29 protein-coding genes are annotated in these 25696 nt (G+C 74.2%); 22 read left to right on the forward strand and 7 right to left on the reverse strand.

Going from position 1 to position 25696, the window contains the following annotated elements:
- Nucleotides 1-9: 9 nt before the first annotated feature.
- Nucleotides 10-522 (reverse strand): low molecular weight protein-tyrosine-phosphatase, encoded by a 513-nt coding sequence (locus tag MU522_RS04875; RefSeq protein ID WP_225792633.1) that lies wholly within the window; start codon nt 520-522, stop codon nt 10-12.
- A 125-nt stretch (nt 523-647) separates the two neighbouring features.
- On the opposite strand from MU522_RS04875, the gene MU522_RS04880 reads away from it, so the two are divergent.
- Nucleotides 648-905 (forward strand): hypothetical protein, encoded by a 258-nt coding sequence (locus MU522_RS04880; protein ID WP_146354563.1) that lies wholly within the window; start codon nt 648-650, stop codon nt 903-905.
- Entirely contained in the window at nt 902-2530 is a 1629-nt protein-coding gene (locus tag MU522_RS04885) for a hypothetical protein (RefSeq protein WP_246992873.1), read from the forward strand. Before MU522_RS04880 ends, MU522_RS04885 begins: the two co-directional genes overlap by 4 nt.
- A gap of 102 nt (nt 2531-2632) precedes the next feature.
- Here MU522_RS04885 and MU522_RS04890 read toward each other — a convergent pair whose 3' ends face one another.
- Nucleotides 2633-3037 (reverse strand): phage holin family protein, encoded by a 405-nt coding sequence (locus MU522_RS04890; RefSeq protein ID WP_146354559.1) that lies wholly within the window; start codon nt 3035-3037, stop codon nt 2633-2635.
- Between the two features lie 59 nt (nt 3038-3096).
- On the opposite strand from MU522_RS04890, the gene MU522_RS04895 reads away from it, so the two are divergent.
- Genes MU522_RS04895 through MU522_RS04910 form a run of 4 tightly spaced genes read left to right on the forward strand, consistent with a single transcriptional unit; the run spans nt 3097 to nt 7615 of the window.
- Entirely contained in the window at nt 3097-4155 is a 1059-nt protein-coding gene (locus MU522_RS04895) for a histidinol-phosphate transaminase (RefSeq protein WP_246992875.1), read from the forward strand.
- Entirely contained in the window at nt 4152-5273 is a 1122-nt protein-coding gene (locus tag MU522_RS04900; RefSeq protein ID WP_246992877.1) for a thiamine pyrophosphate-dependent enzyme, read from the forward strand. Before MU522_RS04895 ends, MU522_RS04900 begins: the two co-directional genes overlap by 4 nt.
- A 35-nt stretch (nt 5274-5308) precedes the next feature.
- Complete coding sequence (locus MU522_RS04905) at nt 5309-6271, forward strand: alpha-ketoacid dehydrogenase subunit beta (RefSeq protein ID WP_246993450.1); 963 nt, start codon at nt 5309-5311, stop codon at nt 6269-6271.
- A gap of 12 nt (nt 6272-6283) precedes the next feature.
- Entirely contained in the window at nt 6284-7615 is a 1332-nt protein-coding gene (locus tag MU522_RS04910; RefSeq protein ID WP_246992879.1) for a dihydrolipoamide acetyltransferase family protein, read from the forward strand.
- A gap of 16 nt (nt 7616-7631) precedes the next feature.
- Here the strand turns inward: MU522_RS04910 and nadE are convergent, their stop codons facing one another.
- The gene (gene nadE / locus MU522_RS04915) at nt 7632-8495 is read right to left on the reverse strand and encodes an ammonia-dependent NAD(+) synthetase (protein ID WP_146354551.1); all 864 of its coding nucleotides are present in this window, start codon (nt 8493-8495) and stop codon (nt 7632-7634) included.
- 126 nt (nt 8496-8621) lie between these two features.
- On the opposite strand from nadE, the gene MU522_RS04920 reads away from it, so the two are divergent.
- From MU522_RS04920 to rpsN, 9 genes are all read left to right on the forward strand, one after another.
- Complete coding sequence (locus MU522_RS04920; RefSeq protein ID WP_246992881.1) at nt 8622-9692, forward strand: metal ABC transporter substrate-binding protein; 1071 nt, start codon at nt 8622-8624, stop codon at nt 9690-9692.
- Complete coding sequence (locus tag MU522_RS04925) at nt 9689-10510, forward strand: metal ABC transporter ATP-binding protein (RefSeq protein WP_246992883.1); 822 nt, start codon at nt 9689-9691, stop codon at nt 10508-10510. The genes MU522_RS04920 and MU522_RS04925 overlap by 4 nt, the downstream gene beginning before the upstream one ends.
- A complete protein-coding gene (locus MU522_RS04930) occupies nt 10507-11385 on the forward strand; it encodes a metal ABC transporter permease (protein ID WP_246992885.1) in 879 nt (292 codons plus the stop codon). Before MU522_RS04925 ends, MU522_RS04930 begins: the two co-directional genes overlap by 4 nt.
- Nucleotides 11382-12257, forward strand: a complete 876-nt coding sequence (locus MU522_RS04935) for a metal ABC transporter permease (protein WP_246992887.1) — start codon at nt 11382-11384, stop codon at nt 12255-12257. Before MU522_RS04930 ends, MU522_RS04935 begins: the two co-directional genes overlap by 4 nt.
- The gene (locus MU522_RS04940; protein ID WP_128190548.1) at nt 12254-12670 is read left to right on the forward strand and encodes a transcriptional repressor; all 417 of its coding nucleotides are present in this window, start codon (nt 12254-12256) and stop codon (nt 12668-12670) included. Before MU522_RS04935 ends, MU522_RS04940 begins: the two co-directional genes overlap by 4 nt.
- A 97-nt stretch (nt 12671-12767) precedes the next feature.
- Nucleotides 12768-13811: a hypothetical protein gene (locus MU522_RS04945; RefSeq protein ID WP_246992890.1), complete on the forward strand. Its 1044-nt coding sequence runs from the start codon at nt 12768-12770 to the stop codon at nt 13809-13811.
- A gap of 192 nt (nt 13812-14003) precedes the next feature.
- Entirely contained in the window at nt 14004-14240 is a 237-nt protein-coding gene (gene rpmB, locus MU522_RS04950) for a 50S ribosomal protein L28 (RefSeq protein ID WP_128190402.1), read from the forward strand.
- Complete coding sequence (gene rpmG / locus MU522_RS04955; RefSeq protein ID WP_123696729.1) at nt 14240-14410, forward strand: 50S ribosomal protein L33; 171 nt, start codon at nt 14240-14242, stop codon at nt 14408-14410. The genes rpmB and rpmG overlap by 1 nt, the downstream gene beginning before the upstream one ends.
- Nucleotides 14411-14716 (forward strand): 30S ribosomal protein S14, encoded by a 306-nt coding sequence (rpsN, locus tag MU522_RS04960; protein WP_128190403.1) that lies wholly within the window; start codon nt 14411-14413, stop codon nt 14714-14716. It begins immediately after the preceding gene.
- Between the two features lie 70 nt (nt 14717-14786).
- Here rpsN and MU522_RS04965 read toward each other — a convergent pair whose 3' ends face one another.
- The 3 genes from MU522_RS04965 to MU522_RS04975 are packed head-to-tail and all read right to left on the reverse strand — an operon-like array spanning nt 14787 to nt 18926.
- Entirely contained in the window at nt 14787-16475 is a 1689-nt protein-coding gene (locus tag MU522_RS04965; protein WP_246992892.1) for an alpha-amylase family protein, read from the reverse strand.
- Nucleotides 16472-17473: a TIGR03885 family FMN-dependent LLM class oxidoreductase gene (locus MU522_RS04970; protein ID WP_246992893.1), complete on the reverse strand. Its 1002-nt coding sequence runs from the start codon at nt 17471-17473 to the stop codon at nt 16472-16474. Before MU522_RS04970 ends, MU522_RS04965 begins: the two co-directional genes overlap by 4 nt.
- Nucleotides 17474-17519: 46 nt before the next feature.
- Complete coding sequence (locus tag MU522_RS04975) at nt 17520-18926, reverse strand: PLP-dependent aminotransferase family protein (protein WP_246992894.1); 1407 nt, start codon at nt 18924-18926, stop codon at nt 17520-17522.
- Nucleotides 18927-19021: 95 nt separating this feature from the next.
- Here MU522_RS04975 and MU522_RS04980 point away from each other — a divergent pair, with 95 nt between their 5' ends.
- From MU522_RS04980 to MU522_RS05005, 6 genes are all read left to right on the forward strand, one after another.
- Nucleotides 19022-19705, forward strand: coding sequence for a hypothetical protein (locus MU522_RS04980; protein ID WP_240671407.1), 684 nt, complete (start codon nt 19022-19024; stop codon nt 19703-19705).
- 193 nt (nt 19706-19898) lie between these two features.
- Nucleotides 19899-20183 carry an HU family DNA-binding protein gene (locus MU522_RS04985; protein WP_246992895.1) on the forward strand — a complete coding sequence of 95 codons (285 nt, stop codon included), beginning with the start codon at nt 19899-19901 and terminating at the stop codon, nt 20181-20183.
- Between the two features lie 121 nt (nt 20184-20304).
- Nucleotides 20305-21063, forward strand: a complete 759-nt coding sequence (locus tag MU522_RS04990) for a hypothetical protein (protein ID WP_246992896.1) — start codon at nt 20305-20307, stop codon at nt 21061-21063.
- Nucleotides 21064-21072: 9 nt separating this feature from the next.
- Nucleotides 21073-23061, forward strand: coding sequence for a bifunctional copper resistance protein CopD/cytochrome c oxidase assembly protein (locus MU522_RS04995; RefSeq protein ID WP_246992897.1), 1989 nt, complete (start codon nt 21073-21075; stop codon nt 23059-23061).
- Nucleotides 23058-23852 carry a histidine phosphatase family protein gene (locus tag MU522_RS05000; RefSeq protein WP_246992898.1) on the forward strand — a complete coding sequence of 265 codons (795 nt, stop codon included), beginning with the start codon at nt 23058-23060 and terminating at the stop codon, nt 23850-23852. The genes MU522_RS04995 and MU522_RS05000 overlap by 4 nt, the downstream gene beginning before the upstream one ends.
- A gap of 49 nt (nt 23853-23901) precedes the next feature.
- Nucleotides 23902-24294, forward strand: coding sequence for a PPOX class F420-dependent oxidoreductase (locus MU522_RS05005; RefSeq protein ID WP_128190267.1), 393 nt, complete (start codon nt 23902-23904; stop codon nt 24292-24294).
- Between the two features lie 12 nt (nt 24295-24306).
- Here the strand turns inward: MU522_RS05005 and MU522_RS05010 are convergent, their stop codons facing one another.
- Nucleotides 24307-25122, reverse strand: coding sequence for a sulfite exporter TauE/SafE family protein (locus tag MU522_RS05010; RefSeq protein ID WP_246992899.1), 816 nt, complete (start codon nt 25120-25122; stop codon nt 24307-24309).
- Nucleotides 25123-25229: 107 nt separating this feature from the next.
- Here MU522_RS05010 and MU522_RS05015 point away from each other — a divergent pair, with 107 nt between their 5' ends.
- A complete protein-coding gene (locus MU522_RS05015) occupies nt 25230-25616 on the forward strand; it encodes a hypothetical protein (RefSeq protein ID WP_246992900.1) in 387 nt (128 codons plus the stop codon).
- The last annotated feature ends 80 nt before the right edge of the window (nt 25617-25696 follow it).

Raw genomic sequence — 25696 nt, forward strand, 5'->3', positions numbered from 1 at the left:
GGGGCTCCTTCAGGGGCGCATGGCGGGCTGGATCTGGCGGAACAGCCTGCCGACGGCGGTCTCGATCTGGCGCAGGACGGTGCCGAAGAACGCGTCCTCCGAGTAGTAGGGGTCGGGCACGTCGGGCCCGGTGGCGTCGGGGTCGAACGACAGCAGCAGCCGGATCTTGGAGTGCTGCTCGTCGGTGCGGGCGAGCGAGCGCAGCGCGCGCTCCTGGCCGCGGTCGAAGGCGATCACGAGGTCGAACGAGTCGAGCCACTTGGCCTTGAACTGCTTGGCGCGGTGGGCGACGGCGTCGTAGCCCGCGTCGCTGAGCGCCGCGAGCGTGCGCGGGTCGGCGGTCTCGCCCACGTGGTACTCGCTGATGCCGGCGCTCGCGACCAGGAGCCGCTCGGCGACGCCGCGGCGCTTGGCGAGCTGCTCGAAGACCGTCGCCGCCATCGGCGAGCGGCAGATGTTGCCGGTGCACACGAAGCAGACCCGGAAGCGGGTCGCATCGGCGAACTCCCGGTCGATGGTCACAGGCCCCATTGTGGCAAACCCGGGACGCCGCGGGGGCGGTCGCCGGCCGCGCTGTCCACAGGGGCGTCGTCGGGCGCAGCGGGCGCGGACCGGCGGATGCGACGGTGCGGCTCGGAGGTGGGCCCATGACGATGACGGATGCGGCTGCGGCGGCCATGCGCGCGAAGGCGGCCGGGGAGGCGCGGGCGGCGATCGCGGCGGTGCAGCGCGCCGGCCGGCTGCTCGACGACGCGGCGTCCCTCGTGGTGCTGCGCGGGCAGGAGGCGTGGCTCGGACCCGCGCGCGACGCGTTCGACGCGCGCGGGCTCGCGCTGCGCGACCGGCTCTCGGCGGAGGAGCACGAGCTGCGCGTGCTGGCGCTCGCGATCGAGGGGGCGATGTGAGCGGCGGCCGGGGCGAGGCGCGCGACGGCGGCGGGGGCGCGTTCGGGGGGCCGGTCGCGGGCGGCGGCGCCCTCGGCGGCCACGAGGGCGGGGGCGGATCGTTCGGCGGCCCGGGCTGGGGCGCCGCGGCCGCGGCCCCGGCGGCGCCGAAGGCCGGCGTGGAGGTCGCGTGGGACCCGAGCGTCACGGGTGCCGCGTGCGCGCAGCTGCGCGACGCGGCCTGGCGCGTGCGCGACGCGGTGCGCGCGCTGCACGCCGCGCCGCCCCTCGGGCACGCGTCGGCACCCGGCATCAGGGTCGCGGCGCTCCGCGACTGCGCCGCCGCCATCGACGACCGGGCGGCGGCCGCGCAGGCGCTCGTCGTCGAGCTCGACCGCCTGCACGACGACACGATGCTCGCCGGCCGCGCCTACGAGCTCGCGTCGGATGCGGTGCTGCGGCTCGTCGAGGAGCTCGCGGGGGGTGTGGCGTGGGGCGCCGGCGTCGCCGCGCGGGGCCTCGTGGCCGGGGCGGTCGGCTCGGCGCCGGCGTGGATGCCGCTGCTCGCGGTGGGCGCGGGCGCGGCGCTCGCGATCGGCCTCGTCGCCGTGCCGCTCGCCGCCCGGCTCGCGGCGACGCATCCGCAGCACGCGGCGGCGCTGCTCGCCCACGCGGAGGCCGCGGGCGTCTCGGTCGAGCAGCTCATGGCGCAGGCGGCGTCGTTCTGGGACCGCTCGAGCGAGGCGCTGCTCGCGCAGCCCGGCTTCATCGGCGCGCTCGGGCTCGCGATGGAGTCGACCGACGAGGCGCTCGCGGGGTTCCTCGGCGTGCCGCTGCCGGTCGCGGCGCGGCTCGAGTCGGCGATCGGGCAGGACGAGCAGCTCGCGCTGCTCGCCGCGGGCGCCGCGCTCGGCCTCCGGGTGGGCGGCGGGCTGTCGCCGGTGCGGGCGGGCGCCGTCACCCCGGTGCAGCCGCCCGTGCGGCCGGTCTCGTCACCGGGGCAGGCGATGGCGATCATCCGCGACCAGGAGCAGCAGGTCGTCGTGCACGAGCTGCGCATGCCCGACGGCTCGCGCCGCTTCCAGGTGTTCGTGCGCGGCACCGAGACCTTCGGCACCGACCCGGCGACGGGCCTCGACGGGCCGGCGAACGTCGAGAACGCCGCCTCGACGCCGCACCTGCTCGTCGGCTCCGACGCCGCGGTGGCCGAGGCCATGGTGGCCGCGGGCGTCGGGCCCGGCGACCCGGTCGACCTGTTCGGCTACTCGCAGGGCGGCGCCGCGGTCGCCAACGTCGCCGCGTCGGGCCGCTTCGACGTCGAGTCGGCGCTGCTCATCGGCGCCCCGTCGGCGACCGCCGAGATCCCGCCCGAGGTCGCGGTGCTCGCGGTGGCGCACGCGGGCGACCCGACCCCGACGGCCGACGGCCTCGCCGACGGCGGCGGCCCGCCGCAGATCCTCGTCGAGAGCGCCGGCGGCCACGGCACGGGCTTCGCCGCCCGCCACTCGCAGGACGAGTACGTCGAGACGCTCCACCGCGCCGCGCGCGACGACGTCGTGGTCGCGCGCTGGACCGAGCGGATGCGCACGGTCACCGAGGGCGGCACGCCGGTCGCGGGATACGGGGTGCACGTGCACCGCGAGTGAGCCAACTGGAGTGAGCCCGGTCTCGCGACGCGTGCCGCCGTCGGCGGCGCGCTCCTCGACCTTGAGCCCTCCGCGCTCAGCGCGAGGCTGAGCGCTCCGGGCTCAACGTTCGCGAGGACGCTCCTTGCCGAAGATCGGCCGCGTCACGATCGTGATCAGCCAGGTGAGGAAGGCGATGCAGACCGCCGCGAGCATGCCCCACCAGAAGTTCTCGACGTCGATCCCGTAGCCGACGAGCTGCGACAGCCAGTGCACGATCATCAGCAGGAACGCGTTCACGAAGAGCGCCACGATGCCGATCGTGAGGATGTAGAGCGGGAACGCGACGATGCGGATCAGGTTGCCGATCGTGGCGTTCACGAGCGCGAACACGAGCGCCACGCCGAGCGTCGTCACCGCGAGGTGCCACCACTGGCCGCCGAACGGCACGATCTCGATGCCCGGCACGAAGAGGGTCACGAGCCAGATCGCCACGGCGGTGAAGATCACGCGGAGCAGGAAGCGCATGGCCAGATCATGGCACCCATATCCCCCAACCGAGCCGAGACTCGCAATAGCCTGAGCCGGTGACTGTGCGACTTCGACCCGAGATCGCGTCGGTGCCCCCGTACCAGCAGGGGCGGCCCGCGCCGGAGGGCGGCTACAAGCTCTCCAGCAACGAGAACCCCTTCCCGCCGCTGCCGGCGGTGGTGGAGGCCGTGCAGCGGGAGGCGGAGCGCGTGAACCGCTATCCGCGCCCCGGCGCCCCCGACCTGAAGGCGGCGCTCGCCGCCCAGCTCGGCGTCGACGTCGAGCGCGTGCTCATCGGCGACGGCTCCGCGTCGCTCCTGCAGCAGCTCATCCACGCGGTCGCGGGCCCCGGCGACGAGGTCGTCTACGCCTGGCGCTCCTTCGACGCCTACCCGCTGTTCGTGCGCACCGGCGGCGCGACGCCCGTCGAGATCCCGAACGACGCGCAGCACGCGCACGACCTCGACGCGATGGCCGACGCGATCACCGAGCGCACCCGCGCCGTCATCGTCTGCAGCCCCAACAACCCCACCGGCACCATGGTCGGCGCGGCCGAGCTCGACGCGTTCCTCGCCCGCGTGCCGTCCGACGTGCTCGTCATGCTCGACGAGGCCTACGTCGAGTTCGTGCGCGAGCCGACGTTCGACGGCATCGCCCTCCAGCGCGCGCACGACAACGTCGTCGTGCTGCGCACCTTCTCGAAGGCGCACGGCCTCGCGGGCCTCCGCGTCGGCTACGCCGTCGGCGACCCCGCGGTGCTGCGCGGCGCCGACCTGACGGGCGTGCCGCTGTCGCAGACGGCGCTCGCCTCCGCCGCCGCGCTCGCCGCGATGGCGCACGTCGACGAGACGATGGCGCGGGTCGCGCGGCTCGCCGAGCAGCGCGACGCGCTCTGGCAGCGCCTCGTCGACGCGGGCGTGCCGGTGCCGAAGCCGCACGGCAACTTCGTCTGGGTGCCCTCCCGTGCCGACCAGCAGGAGGCGATCCACGACATCCTCTTCGCCAACCGCATCGTCGCCAAGGTGTTCCCCGACGGCGTGCGCATCTCGATCGGCGAGCCCGAGGCCGACGAGCACGTGCTGGCGGCGGCGACCGCGATCCGGGCGCTGCCGTGACCGGTGCCGCCACGGCGACCGAGCCCATCCGCCTGCTCGACGCGGAGGGCGCGCTCGTCGAGACCGACGCGAACGCGCAGTGGCGCGAGCTCGCCGCGCAGCTGACGACCGACGACCGGCTCGCGATGCACGGCGAGATGGTGCGCACCCGCGCGTTCGACATCGAGGCCGGCCACCTGCAACGGCAGGGGAAGCTCGGCCTGTGGGTGCCGTCGCTCGGGCAGGAGGGCGCGCAGGTCGGCGCGGCGTGGGCCGCCCGCAAGCAGGACACGCTCTTCCCCAGCTACCGCGAGCACCTGCTCGCGCTGCACCGCGGCGTCGAGATGCGGCAGATCATCGACATCTTCCGTGGCGCGAGCCACGGCGGCTGGAGCCCGCTCGAGGTGCGCGGCATGCGCATCTACTCGCTCGTCATCGCCACCCACGCCCTGCACTCGACCGGCTACGCCATGGGCATCCGGCTCGACGGCGCGTGCGGCACCGGCGACGAGGCGGTCGACGAGGCGGTCATGGCGTTCTACGGCGACGGCGCCGCGAGCCAGGGCGACGCGAGCGAGGGGCTCGTCTTCGCCGCGAGCTACGAGGCGCCCATCGTCTTCTTCGTGCAGAACAACAAGTGGGCCATCTCGGTGCCCTCGAGCCGGCAGAGCCGGTTTCCGCTGCACGAGCGCGCCCGCGGCTTCGGCCTCGACGCGGCCTGGGTCGACGGCAACGACCCGCTCGCGTCGTTCGCGGTGACCCGGCGGATGCTCGACGCGGCCAGGCAGGGACGCCCCGGCTACGTCGAGGCCGACACCTACCGCATGGGCGCGCACACCACGAGTGACGACCCCACCCGCTACCGCACCTCCGACGAGGAGGAGGCGTGGCGCCGCCGCGACCCGATCGCGCGCATGGCCGTGCACCTGCGCTCGCTGGGCGTCGACGACGCCGCGCTCGCCGCGCAGGAGCAGGAGGCCGCAGAGCTCGCCGCCGACATGCGGCGGCAGACGCTCGCGGCCGGCACCGCCGCGAGCGACGACATCTTCGACTTCGTCTACGCCGAGCCGCATCCGCTCATGGACGAGCAGCGGCAGGCGCTCGCCGACTTCGAGGCCGGCTTCGGGAGCGGGTCGTGAGCGGGCAGGGCGCGGCGGCCGCGCAGGCGACGACGATGCCGATCGCGAAGGCGCTGAACTCTGCGCTCCGCGAGGCGATGCGCGCCGACGAGAAGGTGCTGCTCATGGGCGAGGACATCGGCCCGCTCGGCGGCGTCTTCCGCATCACCGAGGGGCTGCACGCCGAGTTCGGCGGCGACCGCGTGCTCGACACGCCGCTCGCCGAGTCGGGCATCATCGGCACCGCGATCGGCCTCGCGATGCGCGGCTACCGGCCGGTGATCGAGATCCAGTTCGACGGCTTCGTCTACCCCGGCTTCGACCAGATCGTGTCGCAGCTCGCCAAGATGCGCGCCCGCCACCGCGGCGCCGTCTCGATGCCGGTCGTGATCCGCATCCCCTACGGCGGCCACATCGGTGCGGTCGAGCACCACCAGGAGAGCCCGGAGGCGTACTTCGCCCACACCGCGGGCCTGCGGGTCGTGAGCCCGTCGACGGCGAACGACGCGCACTGGATGCTGCGGCAGGCGATCGAGAGCGACGACCCGGTGGTCTTCCTCGAGCCGAAGGCGAAGTACTGGACGAAGGGCGAGGTGCTGCCCGAGCCGACGGCGGGCCTGCACGACGCGGTCGTCGCGCGCCAGGGCAGCGACGTGACCCTCATCGGCCACGGCGCGATGGTGCACGTGCTGCTGCAGGCGGCCGAGATCGCCGAGGCCGAGGGCACGTCGTGCGAGGTCGTCGACCTGCGCTCGCTGTCGCCCATCGACTGGGCGCCGATCATCGCGTCGGCCGAGCGCACCGGCCGCGTCGTCGTCGCGCAGGAGGCGCCCGGGCACGTCTCGGTCGGCTCCGAGGTCGCCGCCACCATCGCCGAGCGCGCCTTCTACTCGCTCGAGGCGCCGGTGCTGCGCATGTCGGGCTTCGACACCCCGTTCCCGCCCGCGCAGCTCGAAGCCGTCTACCTGCCCGACGCCGATCGCGTGCTCGACGCCGTCGACCGCGCGCTGGCCCACTGACCGGAGGATGCGATGCAGGAGTTCAGGCTGCCCGACCCCGGCGAGGGGCTGACCGAGGCCGAGATCGTCAGCTGGCGCGTGAAGCCCGGCGACGCGGTGCGCGTCAACGACGTGCTGCTCGAGGTCGAGACGGCGAAGTCGCTCGTCGAGCTGCCGAGCCCCTTCGAGGGCACGGTCGAGGCGCTGCTCGTCGAGGAGGGGCAGACCGTCGAGGTGGGCGCGCCCATCATCCGCGTCTCCGGCGGGGACGCGGATGCGGTGGAGTCGTCGAGCGACGTCGAGCAGACGGTCGTCGAGGAGGGCTCCGGCGACGAGGGCGGCGCCGTGCTCGTCGGCTACGGCGTGCGCGGCGGCGCGCAGACCCGGCGGCGGAAGCCGCGGACGGTGCGCGAGGCGCCCGCGGCGTCGAGCGCGCCTGCTCCCGCGCCGCAGGCTGCGCCCGAGCGCCCCACGGGCGCCGACGCATCCGCCCCGGCCCCGGCCGGGCGCGCGCTCGCGAAGCCGCCGACCCGCAAGCTCGCCAAGGACCTCGGCGTCGACCTGGCCTCGCTCACCGGCACCGGCTCGCGCGGCGAGGTGACCCGCGACGACGTCATGCAGGCGGCCGACGGCGGCGGTGCTGCTCCCGCACCTGCGGCGCCGGCCTGGACGGGGGAGCGCGAGGAGCGCATCCCGGTGAAGGGTGTGCGGAAGGCGATCGCGCAGGGCATGGCCGCGTCGGCGTTCACCGCGCCCCACGCATCCGTCTTCGTCGACGTCGACGCGACGCGGACGATGGAGTTCGTGCAGCGGCTCAAGGCGTCGCGCGACTTCGAGGGCGTGAAGGTCTCACCGCTGCTCATCGTCGCGAAGGCGGTGCTGTGGGCGCTCGCGCGCTCGCCGCACATCAACTCGACCTTCACCGACGACGAGCTGATCGTGCACCACTACGTGAACCTCGGCATCGCGGCGGCCACGCCGCGCGGGCTGCTCGTGCCGAACATCAAGGACGCGCAGGAGCTGTCGCTGCGCGAGCTCGCCGCCGCGATCCAGTCGCTCACGGCGACGGCGCGCGAGGGTCGCACGCCGCCGGCCGATCTGCAGCGCGGCACGTTCACGATCACCAACATCGGCGTGTTCGGGATGGACACCGGCACGCCCATCCTCAACACCGGCGAGGCGGGGATCCTCGCGTTCGGCTCGATCCGGCAGAAGCCGTGGGTGGTCGACGGCGAGGTGCGCCCCCGCTGGGTGACGACGGTCGGCGGCTCGTTCGACCACCGCGCGGTCGACGGCGACGTCATCAGCCGCTTCCTGGCCGATGTCGCGTCGATCCTCGAGGAGCCGGCGCTGCTGCTCGACTAGGCAGCAGCGTGGCCGCTCAGTCGAAGAGGGGCCCCGCCGGCGACCGCCACCACTCGTCGTCGGGCGTGACCGGCACGCGGCGCTTGTGCTCGGTGCGCTCGTAGCGGGTCGTGATCTGCTCGGCGACGTCCTCGGGCACGGGCTGCCCCTCGAGGAACGCGTCGATCTGCTCGTAGGTGAGGCCGAGCTCGTGGGTGTCGAGCTGCCCGGGCTTGTCGTCGAGCAGGTCGGCGGTCGGCGGCTTGGTGCGCAGCCGCTCGGGCGCGTCGAGCAGCTCGAGCAGCTCGCGCCCCTGGCTCTTCGTGAGCCCCGCGAGCGGCAGCAGGTCGGCGCCGCCGTCGCCGAACTTCGTGTAGAAGCCGGTCACCGCCTCGGCGGCGTGGTCGGTGCCGAGCACGAGGAGGCCGAGCTGGCCGCCGATGGCGTACTGCGCGATCATGCGCGCGCGGGCCTTCACGTTGCCCTTGTGGTAGTCGGTCACCTCGCCGATGGCGGCCTCGACCGACGCCTCGAGCGCGTCGACGCCGGGCTTGACGTCGACGGTCACCTCGCGGTCGGCGCGGATGAAGTCGAGCGCGAGCTGCGCGTCGTCCTCGTCGTGCTGCACGCCGTAGGGGAGCCGCACCGCGACGAACGTCGCCTCGGCGCCGCCCTCGCGCGCGCGCTCGACGGCGAGCTGCGCGAGGCGGCCGGCGAGCGTCGAGTCCTGCCCGCCGGAGATGCCGAGCACGAAGCCCTTCGCCCCCGTGTGCGCGAGGTAGTCGACGAGGAACCGCACGCGGCGCTCGAGCTCGGCGGGCGGGTCGATGGTCGGTCGGGATCCCAGGGCGGCGATGATCGCGGACTGCGCGGCGCCGGCTGCTTCAGTGGAGCGCTCCATGGCCGGAAGCCTACGCGCGCCGTGTGTCGGGCGTGTTGCGGAAGGCCGGGCGAAATTGACAATCGTTCTCAACAGCACGTACCGTGGAGGTGCGCGGCAGGGCGTCGTGCTGGACAAGGACTGCAGATGCGAACCCTCACGGCGGCCGGAGCGATCGGCGCGATGGCCCTGGCAGTGACCGGATGCGCCGGCGCGGCGAACGGCGCGGGCTCGGCCGGGGACCGGCTCGAGATCGTGACGACCACCACCCAGCTCGCCGACATCACGAGCGAGCTCGTGGGCGACGCGGCCGAGGTGACGAGCCTCCTGCAGCCGGGCGCCTCCGCGCACTCCTTCGACCCCGGGCCCGCCGCACTCGGCGCGCTCGCCGACGCCGACCTGCTGATCGTCAATGGCGCGGGCCTCGAGGAGTGGCTCGGCGACACCGTCGAGGCCTCCGGCTTCGCGGGCACCGTCGTCGACACGTCGGAGCCGATCGACCTGCTCGAGGCCGGCGAGGAGGCGGACGCCCACGCCGGCGAGGACGAGGATGCGCACGCCGACGAGGCAGAGGGCGAGGAGCACGCCGAGGAGGCGCCGACCGAGCCCGGCCACGAGGGCGAGACGGCCGAGGAGCACGCCGCGCACGGCGAGTTCGACCCGCACGTGTGGACCGACCCCGCGAACGCGATCCTGCAGGCCCAGGCCATCCGCGACGCGGTCACGGCGGCCGACCCCGAGGCCGACATCGACGCATCCGCCGACGCCTACATCGCGCAGCTCGGCGAGCTTAAGGAGTGGATGCGCGCCTCGATCGAGCAGGTGCCCGTCGACGAGCGCCTCGTCGTCACGACGCACGACACGTTCGGCTACCTGGAGCGCGCCTTCGACGTGCAGGTCGTCGGCACGGTGCTGCCGAGCCTCGACGACAGCGCCGACGCGAGCGCCGCGCACATCGACGAGCTCGTCGCCGAGATCCGCGAGACGGGAGCGCCGGTCGTCTTCAGCGAGAACGCGATCGACCCGCAGCTCGCCGCGACGATCGCCCGCGAGGCGGGCGTCGAGCTGCGACAGGGCGAGGACGCGCTCGCGGCCGACGCGCTCGGCGCCGAGGGCACGCCCACCGGCACCTACATCGGCTCGCTCGTGCACAACACGACCGCGATGGTGACCGCGTGGGGCGCCGAGCCGCTGCCGGTGCCAGAATCGCTCTCATGAGCACCGCGCCGGAGGCCGTCGTCGAGATCGCCGACGCGGCCTTCGGCTACGGCGGCGCCCCGGTGCTCACGGGCGTCGGCTTCACGGTGCTGCCCGGCGAGGCGGTCGCGCTCATCGGCCCGAACGGCGCCGGCAAGTCGACGCTGCTCGCCGGCATCCTCGGCCTCGCCGAGCACGACGCCCGCACCTTCCGCGTGCCGGAGGGCCGCGGCGAGATCGGCGTGCTCCCGCAGTCGAGCGAGATCGACCCCGCGTTCCCCGTGACGCTCGAGCAGGTCGTCGCGATGGGCCGCACGCCCCGCCTGGGGCTGCGCTGGCCGGGCCGGAGCGACCGGCGGATCGTCGCCGACGCCATCGAGGCGGTCGGGCTCACCCCGCAGCGCCGCACCCGCTTCGGCGACCTCTCGGGCGGCCAGCGGCAGCGCGGCCTGCTCGCGCGGGCGCTCGCGAGCGAGCCGCGGCTGCTGCTGCTCGACGAGCCGTTCAACGGGCTCGACCAGGGCTCGAGGGATGCGCTGCTCGAGACCATCCGCACGCTGAAGTCCCGAGGCGTCGCCCTCCTCATCACGACGCACGACCTCGACCTGGCGCGCGCGGTCTGCGACCGCACCCTGCTCGTCAACCAGCAGCAGATCGCCTTCGACGACACCGAATGCGTGCTCACGCTCGAGCGCGTCGAGGCCGCCTTCGCCTCGCACGTGATGGAGATCGACGGCCACACGCTCACCACGACCGCGCACCACGAGTCCGAGCACAGCGCGCACCATCGCCTGCTGCAGGACGACGACGCGGAGCGCGACCGCGCCCAGCACCGATGACGGCGCCGCTCGCGGCGGTGCTCGACCCGTTCACGCCCTTCGCCGTGCCGTTCCTGCTGCGGCCGCTGCTGCTGCTGCTCGCGCTCGCCGTTGCAGCGGGCACCGTGGGCATGCTCGTGCACCTGCGGCGGCTCGAGTTCTCGGCCGACGGGCTCACGCACGCCGTCTTCCCGGGCCTCGCGATCGGCGCGGCGCTCGGCGGCGCCGCGGGGCTGCTGCCGGGCGCGCTCGGCGCCGCGCTCGTCGCCGCCGTCGTGCTCGCGCTGCTCTCCCGCCGGGGCCAGCCGCGCGACACCGCCGTCGCGATCGTCCTGACGACCTTCTTCTCCGTCGGCATCGTGCTCGTGTCGCTCTCCGAGGGCGTCGGCAGCGTCTCCGACTTCTTCTTCGGCCGACTGCTCACCATCACGTGGGCCGACCTCTGGGTGGGCGTCGCGCTCGTCGCCGTCGGCGTCGGGCTCGTCGTCGCGACCGCCCGGCCGCAGCTGTTCGCGGCGTTCGACCCCGCCGGCGCCCGCCGCGCCGGCCTGCCCGTGCTGGGCCTAGAGACGCTCGGCACGGTTGCGGTGGCGCTCGTCGTCGTCGCCGCCTCCGCCTCGGTCGGCACGCTCCTCGCGCTCGCGGTCGTGATCGTCCCGGCCGCGGCGGCGCGCGCCCTCACCCGCTCCCTGCGGGCGGCGGCGGTCGTCGCGGTCGCCTTCGGCGCGGTCACGGGATGGCTCGGGCTGTGGGCCGTCGTCCAGCTCGCCGAGGCGGGGGTCGACGCCGCCCCCGGCGCGACCGTCGCGCTCGCGATGATCGCCGGCTACCTCGTGGCGCTCGCGGCGGGCGCGCTGCGCGGCCGCGTGCGGGGCCGGGCGGCGGTGGCCGCATGAGCCCCGACGTCGCCGTGCTCGACTGGCCCGCGCTCGACTTCTTCGGCCTCGCGATGGTCGAGGTGGTGCTCGCGGGCGCGCTCGCCGGCGTCGTCGGCGTGCTCGTCGTGCTGCGCGAGCGCGCCTTCTTCACGATGTCGCTCACGCACGCGACCTTCCCCGGCGCGGTGGCGGCCGCGATCCTCGGGGTCTCGATCCCGCTCGGCGCGGCAGTCGCCGCCGTCGCGCTCGTGGCCGTCGCCGTCGCCATCGGCCGGATCCGCTCCCAGGGCCCCGCCGTCGCATCCGGGGTCATGCTCACCGCGGGCTTCGCGCTCGGCGCGTTCCTGCAGTCGGTGGCGCCGCTCGCGATCGACGTCGAGTCGTTCCTCGTCGGCCAGGTGCTCGCGGTAACCGGTGCCGACATCGCGCTCACCGCGGTGCTGCTCGCCGTGGCGCTCGCGGTGTGGACCCTCGCCGGCCGGCACCTGGTCTTCTCGAGCGTCGACGAGGAGGGCTACCGCAGCGCCGGGATGCGCCCGTGGGCGCCCGAGGCGGTCTCGCTCGCGCTCATCGCGGCGACCGTGGTGGCGATCATGCCGGTCGTCGGCGCCATCCTCGGCGTCGCGCTCATCGTCGCGCCCGCGGCGACCTCGCGGCTGCTCGTCCGCGACTACCGCTGGATGCTGGTGCTCGCGCCGCTCATCGGCATCGGGTCGGGCGTGCTGGGGCTGCTCGCGTCGCGCTGGCTCGACGTGGCCGCGGGCGGCGCGATCGCGCTCGTCGCGGCGCTCGCGTACGGCGTCGCGTGGCTCGCCCGCGCGCTGGCCGAGCGCGGCGGCGCCGCGCGGAGCGCCGCCGGCCGTGGGAGCATCGAGGCGAGGACCCCATGACCGACACCACTCCCCGCCGATCCACCAAGCAGCGCGAGGCCGTGCGCGAGGCGCTCTCGGCGAGCGACGAGTTCGTCTCGGCGCAGGCGCTGCACCAGGCGCTGCGGCAGGACGGCTCGACCGTCGGCCTCGCGACCGTCTACCGCGCGCTCGCGGCGCTCGCGGCCGACGGCGAGGCGGATGCGCTCCAGGCGGGCGGCGAGGTGCTCTACCGCGCCTGCACGCCCACGCACCACCACCACCTCATCTGCCGCTCGTGCGGCCGCACCGTCGAGCTCGAGGCCGCGGCGGTCGAGCAGTGGGCGGGGCGGGTCGCCGCGGCGCACGGGTTCGTCGAGCCGGAGCACGTCGTCGACATCTTCGGCCTCTGCGCCGAGTGCGCCGCGCGTCGCGCCGCCGACGACGCGCGCTGATCCCGCGCCCGACCGGCGTCCACAGGGGGAGAGATCCCCATGGCGCAGCGGCGCCCGCTCCTGTGACACTGAGAGCATCCGACCGAGGAGGCACTCCGTGACGCATCCCTCCAGCGCCTACCCGTCCCCGCGGCCCGGCGGCGAGGCCGACGGCGCGCTCGACGGCGCGACCGTGCGGCGCCGCCCGTCCGCCGATCCCGCGCCCGGGCCCGCCCGCGCGCACCGGCGCATCCTGGGCATCCAGCCCGTGCTCTTCGTCGGCATCTGCCTGCTCGCGATCGTCACGGTCATCACGGTGGTGCTCATCTTCGTCGGCGACTTCGAGAGCCAGGCGGCCCGCGTCGTGTGGACGGTCGTCGTCTTCCTCGCGTTCACCGGCCTGCTGGCGCTCGACCTGCTGCTCGCGCGGCGCTCGGCGACGCCGCTCGTGATCGGGGTCGCCGCCAACGTCTACCTGCTCGCCGTGCTCATGATCGTGATCTGGATGCGCGGCACGGGCGGCGAGGATCGCGACCCGTGGGACGAGGGGTTCCTCTTCGGCGAGCTGTTCGGCATCGTGCTGCTGACGATCCTGGTCGTCCGCGCGGCCGCCGCCGGCGCGTGGGGGCTCATCTCGCTCGGCAACCGGGGGCGGGCGCAGATGGCGCGCATGATCGGCCTCGTCGCGGCGAGCCTGCTCGGGCTCGTCGGCGTGCTGCTCACGCTGCACTTCGCGATCGACGCACTCGGCGTCGAGGTCGGTCAGTGGTACTGGCGCTCGACCGTCGCCGCGATCGTCGTGACGGCGCTCGCGGCCTCGATCACCGTGCTCCTCTACTGGAACCGCCGCAACATCGACTGGCAGGAGGCCGAGGCGCGCGGCGAGCACGCGCGTCCCTCCGGTGCGCAGCAGCGCGTCGCCCCGCCGAGCGCCGCCTCCGTGGGCGCGGGCGCGGCGGCAACCGGCGCGCCGACCGCGTGGCCCGCGCACCCGGGCGCGACGGTCTGGCCCGGGCAGGCGGCCGCGCCGCCCGCCCAGCCCGCCCAGCAGCCGCACGCGCAGCCGCAGCCGGGCGGCCTGCTGCCGTGGCCGACCTACCCCGACGGCACGCCGTACCCGATGGGGCAGGACGGGCAGCCGGTCTTCCCGCCCGCCCGCTGACGCGCCGCCGGCCGAGCCGCCGCCGAAGCGGGGATTGCCACGACGCATCCGCATCGCGTAGGATTGCTCGTTGGTGCGGTCTCGGCCGCACAGCACACGCCCCCTCCAACTCCCGCAAGGGATCGGCATGGGCGTGGGCAGGCAAGTGATCTTGGGTGGGCCTCGGCCCACGGTACCCATCTGGAGGAAACCATGGCAGCCGTATGCCAGGTGACCGGAGCCGTTCCCGGCTTCGGGCACAACATCTCGCACTCGCACCGTCGCACGAAGCGCCGCTTCGACCCGAACGTGCAGCGCAAGACCTACTTCGTCCCGTCGCTCAAGCGCAACGTGACGCTCAACGTCTCGGCCAAGGGCATGAAGGTCATCGACGCCCGTGGCATCGAGGCCGTCATCCGTGACATGCAGGCTCGGGGGGTGAAGCTCTGATGGCGAAGAAGTCGCAGGACGTCCGTCCGATCATCAAGCTCCGCTCGACCGCGGGCACCGGCTACACCTACGTGACGAAGAAGAACCGTCGCAACAACCCCGACCGACTTGTGCTGAAGAAGTACGACCCCATCGTGCGTCAGCACGTCGAGTTCCGAGAGGAGCGATAAATGGCCAAGAAGAGCATGATCGCCAAGAACGAGCAGCGGAAGATCATCGTCGCCCGCTACGCCGAGAAGCGCGCCGCGCTGAAGAAGGCGCTCGTCGACCCCAACAGCACCGACGAGGAGCGCGAGGCCGCTCGTCTCGGCCTGCAGAAGCTGCCCCGCAACGCCTCGCCCGTGCGCGTGCGCAAGCGCGACGCCATCGACGGCCGCCCCCGCGGCCACGTCGGCGAGTACGGCATCTCCCGCGTGCGGTTCCGCGACATGGCGCACCGGGGCGAGCTGCCCGGCGTGACCAAGTCGAGCTGGTAAGCACCCGCTCCACTCGAAGGGCCCCGACCTCGCGGTCGGGGCCCTTCGTCGTGCGGCGCGGCCGCCGCGGCTATACGCGGCGGATGGTCGCGCCCGCGGGCGCCACCTGCAGCCAGCGCCAGCCGTAGGGCTCCAGCTCGAGCTCGAGGGTGCCCTCGATCGTCATGGTCGAGAGGTCGAAGCGGTCGTGCAGCGTGACCGCGCCCTCCTCGGCGGCGATCTCGAGCTTGACCGTCTCGTGCCGGTCGCCGAGGTTGTGCAGGGCCAGCATCGTCCAGTCGTCGCCCCGGCAGACGTGCGCGAGCACCGCCTGCTGCCGCACGCCGATCACCTCGAGCGACGACCAGGCGAGGTCGGGCGCATCCCGGTACATCGTCGTCAGCTGCTGGATGTGCCGCCACAGCGAGCCCGGGTCGCGGCGCTGGTCGGCGACGTTGCGCCGCTCCGGGCCGTACTCGCCCTCGACGACCGGCCGCGTCAGCGCGCGCGGCGGCGCCGTCGAGAAGCCGCCCTTCGCGTCGGGCTCCCACTGCATCGGCGTGCGCACCGCGTAGCGGCCCTCGATCTCGAGCTGCTCGCCCATGCCGACCTCCTCGCCGTAGAACAGCACCGGGCAGCCGGGGAGCGAGAACATCAGCGTGTAGACGAGCCGCACGGCGCGCTCGTCGCCGAGCATCGTCGGCAGCCGCCGCCGGATCCCGCGGCCGTACAGCCGCATCCCCTCGTCCGGCGCGAACGCCTCGAAGACCTCCTCGAGCTCGTCGGGCGCGAGCTTGTCGAGCGTCAGCTCGTCGTGGTTGCGCACGAAGTTCGCCCACTGGCTCGCCTCGGGCAGCTCGGGCCGGTCGCGCAGCGCCTTCGCCAGCGGCCGCGCGTCCTTCCGCGCGAGCGACAGGAACAGCTGCTGCATCGAGACGAAGTCGAACTGCAGGTGGAGGCCCGACGCCTCGCCCTCCGCCTCGAACCAGCGCAGCTGCTCCTCGTGCGGCAGGTTCACCTCGCCCAGCAGCATCGCCTCGCCGCTGCGGCGCGAGACGAAGCGCTGGATCGCGCGCAGGTGGTCGGGGCCCTGGTACTCCGGCGCCGTGCCCGTCGTGTCGGTGCCGTGGGCGGAGTCGTTGCTGAACAGGAAGGGCACCGCGTCGACGCGGAAGCCCGAGACGCCGAGCTCGAGCCAGAGGCCGAGGTTGCGCTCGATCTGCTCCTGCACCGACGGATGCGCGATGTTGAGGTCGGGCTGATGGGCGCGGAAGTGGTGCAGGTACCACTGGCCCGTGCGGGGATCCTCGGTCCAGGTGGAGTCCTCCTCGCCGGGGAACACGGGCGGATCCTGCTTCGCCGGCGGGTTGTCGCGCCACACGTACCAGTCGCGGTGGGGCGAGGTGCGCGAGGCGCGCGACGAGCGGAACCACGGGTGCTGGTCGGAGGTGTGGTTCATGACGAAGTCGATGATCACGCGCATGCCCTGCGCCCGCGCGACGCGGATGACCTCGACGAGGTCGCCGAGGGTGCCGAGCCGCGGGTCGACGGCGAAGAAGTCGGTGATGTCGTAGCCGTCGTCGCGGTCGGCGGTGGGGAAGAACGGCATGAGCCACAAGCACGTCACGCCGAGGTCGGAGAGGTAGTGGATGCGCGACACGAGTCCCTGCAGGTCGCCGATGCCGTCGCCGTCGGAGTCCTGGAAGACCTGCACGTCGAGGCAGTAGAGCACCGTGTTGCGCCACCAGCGGTCGGCCGACTCGATCGGGCGGGGGCTCATGCGGCGCCCTGCCCGGCGCCCGTGTCGGCGCCCGCGCCGGCATCGCGCACCGCGGGCAGCACGTGCTCGCCGAACGCGTCGATGAAGGGCGCGAGCTCCTGCCCGACGTGGTGCAGGTACAGCTGGTCGATCCCGGCGCCCACGAGCTCGTGGATGCGGTCGACGTGGCGCGAGAGGTCGCTCGAGATCCAGACGGCCTTCCGCAGCTCCTCCTCGCCGAGTCCGGCGGTGCGCCGCTCGAAGTCCTCGGGCTGCTCGAGCTCCCACGCCTCGGGCGCAGGCACGAGATTGCCCTGCCACTGGTCGCGGGCGATGGCGAGCGCCTCGGCCTCGTCGGGCGCCCACGACAGGTGCAGCTGCCCGCACACGGGCCCCTGGCCGCCCGCGTCGCGGTAGGCGGCGACGATGTCGCGCAGGCCCGCAGGGTCGCTCGCGACCGTGATGAGCCCGTCGGCCCACGCCGCGTGGCGGCCCGCCGACTCGGGCGTGACGGCGGCGGCGAGCAGCGGCGGCGCCTCGACCGGCAGCGACCAGACGCGCGCGCGGTGCACCGAGATCTCGCCCTCGTGGGTCACCTCCTCGCCCGCGAGCAGCCGGCGCATGACGTCGACCGTCTCGACGAGCCGGCGCTCCCGCACGGGCTTCTCGGGCCATCCGTCGCCCGTGACGTGCTCGTTCATCGCCTCGCCCGAGCCGAGCGCGGCCCAGAAGCGGCCCGGGAACATCTCGCCGAGCGTGGCGATCTTCTGCGCCGCGATCGCGGGGTGGTAGCGCTGCCCGGGCGCCGTGACGACGCCGAAGCGCAGCGACGTCGTGGCGAGCGCCGCGGCGAGCCACGACCAGGCGTAGCCGCTGTGGCCCTGGTTCCTGCTCCAGGGCGCGAGGTGGTCGGAGCACATCGCCGCGTCGAACCCCGCCTGCTCGGCGCGCTGCACCGCGGTCAGGAGGGCGCTCGGCGGCAGCTGCTCGTGGGAGGCGTGGAATCCGATGTCGGCCATGCGCCCCACGCAATCGCGGAAGCGCACGCCGCGTCAAGGTGGACGCTCAGACGACGGCGGATGCGGCCAGTCGCGTCGAGTCCGGCAGCTCGCCCGCGTGCAGCGCGCGCCAGGCGTCGCCGAGCCGGCGCATCGCCTCAGCGGTGACCTCCGGCTCCCACGTGATGGGGATGCGCGCGAAGCGGTCGAGCACGCCCGAGCTCGAGAAGCGGGGCCCGGGCGGCAGCAGCAGCCCGCGGTCGCGCGCGGCGAGCGAGAGGGAGGTCGACCACGGCCCGCCGAGGTCGATCCACGCGGCGAGCCCGCCCGGCACCTCGGGCATCGGCACGCCGGGCAGGTGGGCGGCGAGCCCGTCGGCGACGGCCTGCCTGCCCGCCCGCAGCCGCGCGCTCGCCCGTGCGAGCAGCGCATCCAGGTCGTCGAGCAGCTCGACGGCGATGCACTGCTCGAGCAGCGGGGATCCCAGGTCGATGGAGGGGCGGGCGGCGAGCAGCTGCGGCACCTGCTCGCGGCTCGCGCGGATCCAGCCGATGCGCATGCCGCCCCAGGCGATCTTCGACATCGAGCCGATGAGCAGCGCGGGCCCGTGCGCGGCGAAGGGCTTCGGCGTCCAGCCGCGATCGATGTCGAGCTCGGCGCACGTCTCGTCGACGACGAGCAGCGTGCCGGTCGTGCGGGCGACGGCGGCGAGCCGCGCCCGCTCGAGCTCGGGCATGGTGGCGCCGGTGGGGTTGTGGAAGTCGGCGATCAGGTAGGCGAGCGCGGGCCGCTGGGCGCGGAGCGTGTCGACGAGGTGCGACGCGTCCCAGCCCTCGCCGGGCGAGACGGGCGTCGGCACGAGTCGGTGGCCGGTGCGGCGCAGCGCGTCGAGGGCGTGCGGGAACGACGGCTGCTCGACGACGGCGGCCCGGCCGCGCTCGCCGAAGGCGGCGAGCACCACGGTCATCGCGTGCATCGCGCCGCTCGTCACGACGATCTGCCCCGGGTCGGTCGGCAGCCCGCGCTCGGCGTAGCGGGCGGCGATGCGCTCGCGCAGCGGCAGCAGCCCGTCGAGCGAGTAGCCGGGCGTGCCGAGCAGCCCCGCGAGCCGGTCGAGGGCGCGCACGGTGGCGGCGTGGAGGCCGGGGGTCGAGCCGACCGAGGCGATCGTCAGGTCGATGACGCCCTCGTCCGCCGCCTCGGGGCGGTGGATGCGCTGGGCCGGCAGGGCGGCGCGGGTGCCGGAGCCGTGGGTGCGCTGCACGTAGCCGCCGGCCTCGAGCAGCTCGTACGCGCGCGCGATCGTCGCGCGGGAGCGGCCGAGCTCGGCGGCGAGCGCCCGCTCGCTCGGCAGCCGCTCGCCGGCCGTGATGCGGCCGTCGAGCAGCAGCATGCGGATGCGGTCGGCGAGCGACTGCGCGACGGCGGTCGTCGCGCGCCACTCGCCGAGCTGGGTGCCGAGCCGGGAAGCCATGCGCCCAGTCTGCCGCGAACTGGACTGCTCCAGCAGAGCCACTTGCCCGCGAGTGGACCGCGCCACGGGCATGACGGATGCGGTGTGATGAGGTGGTGCACCGCATCCGCCGCCTCTTCCTGCCGATCGACTCGCTGGGCCCGGCCGACACGGCCGCCCGCGTCGGCCAGCTGCTCGGCGGCCTCGTGCTCTACGGGCTCTCGCTCGCGATGCTCATCCGCGCCGACCTCGGCGTCGGCCCGTGGGACGTCTTCTCGCTCGGGATCGCGAACCACCTGCCGATGAGCTACGGCACCGCGACCGTGGTCGTCTCGGGGATCGTGCTGCTGCTGTGGATCCCGCTGCGCCAGCGCGTCGGCATCGGCACGCTGCTGAACGCCCTGCTCGTGGGGCCGGCCGCCGACATCGGCCTCTGGCTGCTGCCGGAGGTGGACGCCCTCTGGCAGCAGATCCTGCTGCTCGCCGGAGGCATGGTGCTGCTCGCGTTCGCGACCGGCTTCTACATCGCCGCCCACCTCGGCCCGGGCCCGCGGGACGGCCTGATGACGGGGCTCGTGCGGATCACCGGCTGGCGCGTGTGGATCGTGCGCACCCTCATCGAGGGCACGGTGCTGCTCATCGGCTGGCTGCTGGGCGGTCCCGTCGGCGTCGGCACGGTGGTCTTCGCGTTCGGCATCGGGCCGCTCATCGGGCTCTTCCTGCCGCTCTTCGAGCGCCGGCGCACCCGTCGAGCGAGCCGGCTTCGCGCCGCGCGGCTCGCGGCCTCGACCGCCCGCTGAGGGCCGCTTAGGCCCTCCGGAGGCGCGAAACGCGTTCGCGAACCGCGAAAAGCCCGGAAATCGCGGCGTGTCGGGGTGTTCTTCCGCGAGAACCCGGGCCTCAGGGCTACGTTCGGGGGTGGTCGGAGCCCAACGGGCCCCGGCGGAATGCCCGCCCCAGGCGGGACGGACATGCCACCACCAGGAGGACACCATGGCTGAGACCATCAACAAGACCACCCTCGCTTCGAAGATCGCAGCGACGACCGACCTCTCGCAGGCCAAGGTCACCGCGGTGCTCGACGCGCTGTTCGACGAGGTCTCGTCGGCCGTCAAGGCCGGCGACAAGGTCTCGATCCCCGGCTTCTTCAGCGCCGAGCGCACGCAGACCGCCGCCCGCACGGGCCGCAACCCGCAGACGGGCGAGGAGATCAAGATCGCCGCGGGCCACCGCGTCAAGCTGACCGCCGGCTCGAAGCTGAAGGCCGCCGTCAAGTAGGCACCAGCACACAGCAGCGAGCGGGGTCCGGCCGAGAGGCCGGGCCCCGCTCGTCGTGCATCGCTATCGTGGTGCGCACGGTCCGTCCCGCGCACGGGCCCGGCATGGAGGTCGGCACAGCGTGAGCGACGAACGGGACGGGTCCCGCTCCCGTCAGGTGGAGGCCGCGGAGGCGCTCGCGAGCCGCCTCGACCGCCCCATGGGCCTCCTCGGCGTGGTGTTCCTCTTCGTGGTCCTCGGTCAGCTGCTCATCTCCGATCCGGGGTGGGCACGGGTGCTGTCGATCACCGGATGGGTGCTGTGGGCGCTGTTCGCCGCCGAGTTCCTGCTGCGCGCGTACATCGGCGGCTTCGGTGCCGCCTTCTGGCGCCGCAACTGGTGGCAGCTCATCTTCCTGGCGATCCCGTTCCTGCGCTTCTTCCGGGCGCTGCAGGCGGTGCGGGCCCTCAGGGTGGCGCGCGTGGCCCGGGTGGGCGGCATCCTCTCCGCCGGCGTCCGCGGCTCCCGCTCCGCAGGCCGCCTGCTCTCCAGCCGGATCGGATGGCTGGCTTCGGTCACCCTGGTGGTCGTCCTGGCCTCCAGCCAGCTCCTCTACGCCATGGAGTCGCACACCGACTTCACCACGGCGCTCCACGAGACGGCGATGGCGACCGTCACCGGATCCGGGATCACCGCCGATGACCCGTTCGCGAAGGTGATGCAGCTCGTCCTCGCGGTCTACTCGGTCGCCGTCTTCGCGGCGCTGGCCGGCTCCTTGGGCGCGTTCTTCCTGCGCGACCAGCTCCCCGCCCCCGCGCGCGTCGCCGAGGACGCTCCGGAGGAGCCTCGCCCGGAGCAGCCGTCCCGGCGCGCCGGGGACCCGCATAGCCGCGGCGACTAGCCTGGAGCGGTGCAGCGCCTCCGTCTCCTCGCGCCAGCGCTCGCGATCCTCGCGGGGCTGGTCGCGGCCTGGGCGGCGCTCGAGATCGGCGGGGGAGCGGCACCGCTGCCCATCGAGGATCCGGGCCCGCTCGTGCGCTACGGGCTGCCCGCCGCGACCATGGTGCGCAACGTCGCCATCGCCGCCGCGTTCGGCGGGCTCGTGCTGGCGTGCTTCGCGCTCGCGCCGCGCAGCCGCGACTGGAACCGCACGCTCGACCTCGCCGCGGCCGCCACCGGCGTCGCGACCGTGCTGCAGGCGTTCGTCGCCTTCGGCACCTTCCGGCAGCTCGTCTCCAACCCCGTCACCGCCGACGACGAGTTCGGCGGCCTGCTGCAGCTGTTCTTCGTCGAGATCGAGACCGGCCGCCTCATCCTCGGCACGCTGCTCGCGCTCGCGCTGCTCACCGTCGTGCTGCTCGTCGCGCGCAGCGCCGCCGCGGCGGCGTTCACCGTGGTCGGCTGGGCGGTGCCGTTCTGGCTCATCGCCTCCGGCGGCCACGCCGGCGGCACCGCCAACCACACGCTCGCCGTCTCGTCGCTGCTGCTGCACCTCATCTTCGTCTCGATCTGGCTCGGCGGGCTCATCCACGTCGGCCTCCTCGCCGGCGGCCGCGACGCACCCCGGTCGGCCGACGCATCCGGCCTCGTGCCCGACGCCGCCTACGGCGACGTGCTGCTGCGCTACTCGACGCTCGCGATCGCGAGCTTCGCCGTCGTCGCCTTCACCGGGGTCGTCTCGGCATGGGTGCGCATGGAGGGCGACTGGTTGAGCGGCTACGGCGTGCTGTCGCTCACGAAGGCCGCGCTGCTGCTCGTGCTCGGCGCCTTCGGCGCGTGGCAGCGGATGCGCATCCTGCGCCTCGCGGGCACGGTGCGCGCGCGGGTGCCCGGCCGGGCGGTCGCGGCGCTCCTCGCGCTCGAGCTGACCGTGATGGGCGTGACGGCCGGCGTCGCCGCCGGGCTCGCCCGCACGCCGACGCCCGTGCCCGAGACGCCTCCGGGCGCCGAGGCGAGCCCTGCCGAGATCCTCACGGGGCGGCCCCTGCCGCCCGAGTTCGAGCCGGCGCGGCTCGTCGACCAGTGGGCGCTCGACCCGCTGTGGACGGTGGCGCTCGCGATGCTCGCGTTCTTCTACGTCGCCGGTGTCGTGCGCCTCGCGCGGCGCGGCGACCGCTGGCCGATCGGCCGCACGGTGTCGTGGCTCGCGGGCATCGCGCTCTTCTGGTGGTGCACGAACGGCGCCCTGAACCTCTACCAGGAGTTCCAGTTCTCGCTCCACATGCTCGTGCACATGCTGCTCGGCATGGCGGTGCCCGTGCTGCTCGTGCCCGGCGCCCCCATCACGCTCGCGATGCGCGCGGTCGCGAAGCGCCGCGACGGCACGATGGGCGGCCGCGAGTGGCTGCTCGCGATCGTGCACTCGAAGTACATGCAGGTCGTCGGCTCGCCGCTCGTGGCAGCGCTCATCTTCGTGTCGAGCCTGTGGGTCTTCTACTACACGGGCATCTTCGCGTGGGCGATGACCGACCACCTCGGCCACGTGTGGATGGTCGTGCACTTCGTCGGCTCCGGCTACCTGTTCGTGCAGGCGATCATCGGCGTCGACCCCGGCCCCGCCAAGCCGCCGTACGCGCTGCGCCTCGTGCTGCTGCTCGGCGCCATGGTCTTCCACGCGTTCTTCGGCCTCACGCTCATGGAGGGCGAGGCGCTGCTGCTGGCCGACTGGTTCGGCGCGATGGGCAACGGTGTCGACGCGCTCGAGGACCAGCGGGTCGGCGGCGGCATCGCCTGGTCGATCGGCGAGATCCCGACCGTGATCCTGGCGATCATCACGGTCGTGCTGTGGTCGCGCAGCGACAAGAAGGAGCAGGTGCGCACCGACCGCGCGGCCGCTCGCGACGGCGACGCCGAGCTCACCGCCTACAACGCGATGCTCGAGAAGATGGGGAAGCGATGAACGACCAGGCCCAGGACACCGGCGCCGACGACGCCCCCGAGCAGTACCTGCCCGAGGAGCTCGCCGCGCTCGCGGAGGGGCGCGCGGTGCGCCTGCGCCTCGTGCGCCACGCCGAGACCGAGCACAACATCAACCACCTGATGCAGGGCTGGTCCGACTCGCCGATCACCGAGCGCGGCCACCGGCAGATCGAGGCCGTCGCGCAGCACCTGGCGGCCGAGCGCTTCGACCTCGCCTTCTCCTCCGACCTGCAGCGCACCCGCACGACGGCCGACGGCATCCTCGCCGCCCTCGACCCGAAGCCGCCGCTCGAGCACCTCGAGCTGCTGCGCGAGTGGCACTTCGGCGCCCACGAGGAGCGGCCCTCCGCCGACGTCTGGCGCGAGGTGATCGTCGAGCACGGCTTCGAGATCGACCGCGAGCTGAGCGCGCTGCGGGCGATCGCCGAGCAGGTCGGCTGGCGCGGGCTCTTCGACACCATCGCGCAGCTCGACCGGACCGGCCAGGCCGAGGAGGCCGCGGCGACCGTGATGCGCGCCGACGCTGCGCTCGAGCACGTCGTGCGCGCGGCGGGCGCCCTCGAGCGGCCCGCGGCCGACGAGGTGCACGTGCTCGTGGTCTCGCACGGCGGGTTCATCACGTCGCTGCTGCGCCAGCTCGTGCCCGAGCTCACGCCCGACGTCATCCTGCCGAACTGCTCGATCACGACCGTGTCGCTCGCGGCAGGCACCACCGTGTGGCGCCTCGACGGGCTCGGCGAGACGGCGGATGGGTCGGGTCCGGCCGCGTAGGCACGCAGCGCCCACCGCGGGGCGGGGGAGCCGTGCAAGGGTGGAGGGCATGGCCTCGATCCCCGAGCAGTACCGCTACCTGACGGACGCGCCGCTCTTCGCGCACCTCGCGACCGTGCGGCCCGACGGCTCCGTGCAGTCGAACCCGATGTGGTTCCTGGTCTCCGGCGACGAGGTGCGCTTCACGCACACCCGCACGCGCCAGAAGTACCGCAACCTGCAGGCGAACCCCACGATGAGCCTGTCGATCGTCGACCCGGCGCAGCCGCTCAAGTACGTCGAGCTGCGCGGGCACCTCGCGGGCGTCGAGGACGACCCGACGGGCGCCTTCTACGTCGAGCTGCAGAACCGCTACGGCAACCCGTCGGAGCTCGCGCCGCCCGACGCCGCCGAGCGCGTGATCCTGCGCATGGCGATCGACAAGGTCACCGGCCGGGTCTGACCGCCCGCCTGCTCAGGCGGCCGCGACGAGCACCGGGGCGGCGGTCGCGAGCGCGACGACCACGAGCAGCACCGTGAACGCCAGGCTGAGCCGCTCGGGCCGCACCCGCGCGGTGATGCGCGAGCCGAGCAGCGACCCCACGACCGCGGCCCCGGCCGCGAGGGCCACGACGCCCCAGTCGAGCGTGAGGTCGAGCGTCAGCCGCGAGCCGAGCGCGACGGCGCTGTTGATGGCGATCACGAGCAGCGAGGTGCCGACCGCCACCGGCATCGGCAGGCCGAGCGCGAGCACGAGCGCCGGCACGATCGCGAAGCCGCCGCCGACGCCGAAGAAGCCGGTCAGGAGCCCCACGCCGGCCGCGGCCGCGACGAGCACGCCGACGGCGCGGCAGTCGCAGCGGAAGGGGCGCAGCGACACCATGGGCGGCCGTGCCGGCTCCGGCGCGGCACCCGCCGCCCCGGCACGGGCCGCGCTGCGCCGCCGCGCCGTCATGAGCGCGGCGACCACGAGCATGAGCGAGGCGAAGGCGAGCAGCAGCACCCCCTCGGGCACCGATGTCGACAGCAGCGCGCCGAGGACGGCGCCGCCCGTACCGAGGAGGCCGAAGACGGCCCCCTGCCCGAGGCGGACACGTCCCGCCCGCATCGCGGGCAGCATCCCGATGACCGCGGCGAGCCCGACAATGATGAGCGAGCCGGCGGTCGCCTCCTGCGGGGCCATGCCGAGGAGCAGGATGAGCGCCGGCACGGCGAGGATCGAGCCGCCGCCGCCGAGCGCGCCGAGGAGCAGGCCGACGACGAGGCCGATCGGGGCGGCGATCAGTGCCACGGGGATCCTCCGGGGTCGAGGCGCGCGGGTGTCGCGCGCTGCGGGGGTTGGCCCGAGTATACCCCCGGGGGTATTCTGAGGACCAGTTCCGACAGCAGGAGGATCCGGTGCAGCAGACGACCACCATCGACCGCGACGCGGTCCGCGCCCTCGAGCGCGAGGCCCTCGAGCGGCTCGCCCTCGCGGCGGGGGACCGGTCGATGTGCGCCATCTCGCGCGACGGCCGGCCGCACGTCGCGGCGAAGTACCACGAGGGCGCCGTCTCGGCGTTGGCCGAGGTGCGCCGCGGGCTGCCGGCGGGAGCCGCGGCCGACAGCACGGCCGAGCTGGTGCGCGCAGCGCTCGATCGCTGGACGGCGCAGGCGGAGCGCAACCCGGATGCGCCGGCCTGGGTCGCATACGCCGCTGGCGGCCGCGACGCGCTCGCCCGGCTCCTCCAGCCGCGCCCTCCGGCCCCCGTGCCCGCCGCCTCACCGGCCGCGCGCACGGCCTGAGAGCAAGACGCGTCGCGACCGTAACCGAGCGGTCGCCGAGGCGAAACCGCGCGCCGCCAGAGTCGAGCGCACAGGCCCCC

It is taken from the genome of Agrococcus sp. SCSIO52902, assembly GCF_022983135.1.
Lineage (GTDB): Bacteria > Actinomycetota > Actinomycetes > Actinomycetales > Microbacteriaceae > Agrococcus > Agrococcus sediminis.

What these genes read in the sequence shown, in the direction of transcription:
- MU522_RS04985 (WP_246992895.1), top strand. Translation starts at nt 19,899, where the DNA reads ATGGCTGAGACCATCAACAAGACCACCCTCGCTTCGAAGATCGCAGCG.
- rpsN (WP_128190403.1), top strand. Translation starts at nt 14,411, where the DNA reads ATGGCCAAGAAGAGCATGATCGCCAAGAACGAGCAGCGGAAGATCATC.
- MU522_RS04965 (WP_246992892.1), bottom strand. Translation starts at nt 16,475, where the DNA reads ATGAGCCCCCGCCCGATCGAGTCGGCCGACCGCTGGTGGCGCAACACG.
- MU522_RS04905 (WP_246993450.1), top strand. Translation starts at nt 5,309, where the DNA reads ATGCCGATCGCGAAGGCGCTGAACTCTGCGCTCCGCGAGGCGATGCGC.
- nadE (WP_146354551.1), bottom strand. Translation starts at nt 8,495, where the DNA reads ATGGAGCGCTCCACTGAAGCAGCCGGCGCCGCGCAGTCCGCGATCATC.
- MU522_RS04935 (WP_246992887.1), top strand. Translation starts at nt 11,382, where the DNA reads ATGAGCCCCGACGTCGCCGTGCTCGACTGGCCCGCGCTCGACTTCTTC.
- MU522_RS04880 (WP_146354563.1), top strand. Translation starts at nt 648, where the DNA reads ATGACGATGACGGATGCGGCTGCGGCGGCCATGCGCGCGAAGGCGGCC.
- MU522_RS04920 (WP_246992881.1), top strand. Translation starts at nt 8,622, where the DNA reads ATGCGAACCCTCACGGCGGCCGGAGCGATCGGCGCGATGGCCCTGGCA.
- MU522_RS04930 (WP_246992885.1), top strand. Translation starts at nt 10,507, where the DNA reads ATGACGGCGCCGCTCGCGGCGGTGCTCGACCCGTTCACGCCCTTCGCC.
- MU522_RS04940 (WP_128190548.1), top strand. Translation starts at nt 12,254, where the DNA reads ATGACCGACACCACTCCCCGCCGATCCACCAAGCAGCGCGAGGCCGTG.
- MU522_RS05005 (WP_128190267.1), top strand. Translation starts at nt 23,902, where the DNA reads ATGGCCTCGATCCCCGAGCAGTACCGCTACCTGACGGACGCGCCGCTC.
- rpmG (WP_123696729.1), top strand. Translation starts at nt 14,240, where the DNA reads ATGGCGAAGAAGTCGCAGGACGTCCGTCCGATCATCAAGCTCCGCTCG.
- MU522_RS04975 (WP_246992894.1), bottom strand. Translation starts at nt 18,926, where the DNA reads ATGGCTTCCCGGCTCGGCACCCAGCTCGGCGAGTGGCGCGCGACGACC.
- MU522_RS04890 (WP_146354559.1), bottom strand. Translation starts at nt 3,037, where the DNA reads ATGCGCTTCCTGCTCCGCGTGATCTTCACCGCCGTGGCGATCTGGCTC.
- MU522_RS04970 (WP_246992893.1), bottom strand. Translation starts at nt 17,473, where the DNA reads ATGGCCGACATCGGATTCCACGCCTCCCACGAGCAGCTGCCGCCGAGC.
- MU522_RS05000 (WP_246992898.1), top strand. Translation starts at nt 23,058, where the DNA reads ATGAACGACCAGGCCCAGGACACCGGCGCCGACGACGCCCCCGAGCAG.
- MU522_RS04910 (WP_246992879.1), top strand. Translation starts at nt 6,284, where the DNA reads ATGCAGGAGTTCAGGCTGCCCGACCCCGGCGAGGGGCTGACCGAGGCC.
- MU522_RS04925 (WP_246992883.1), top strand. Translation starts at nt 9,689, where the DNA reads ATGAGCACCGCGCCGGAGGCCGTCGTCGAGATCGCCGACGCGGCCTTC.
- rpmB (WP_128190402.1), top strand. Translation starts at nt 14,004, where the DNA reads ATGGCAGCCGTATGCCAGGTGACCGGAGCCGTTCCCGGCTTCGGGCAC.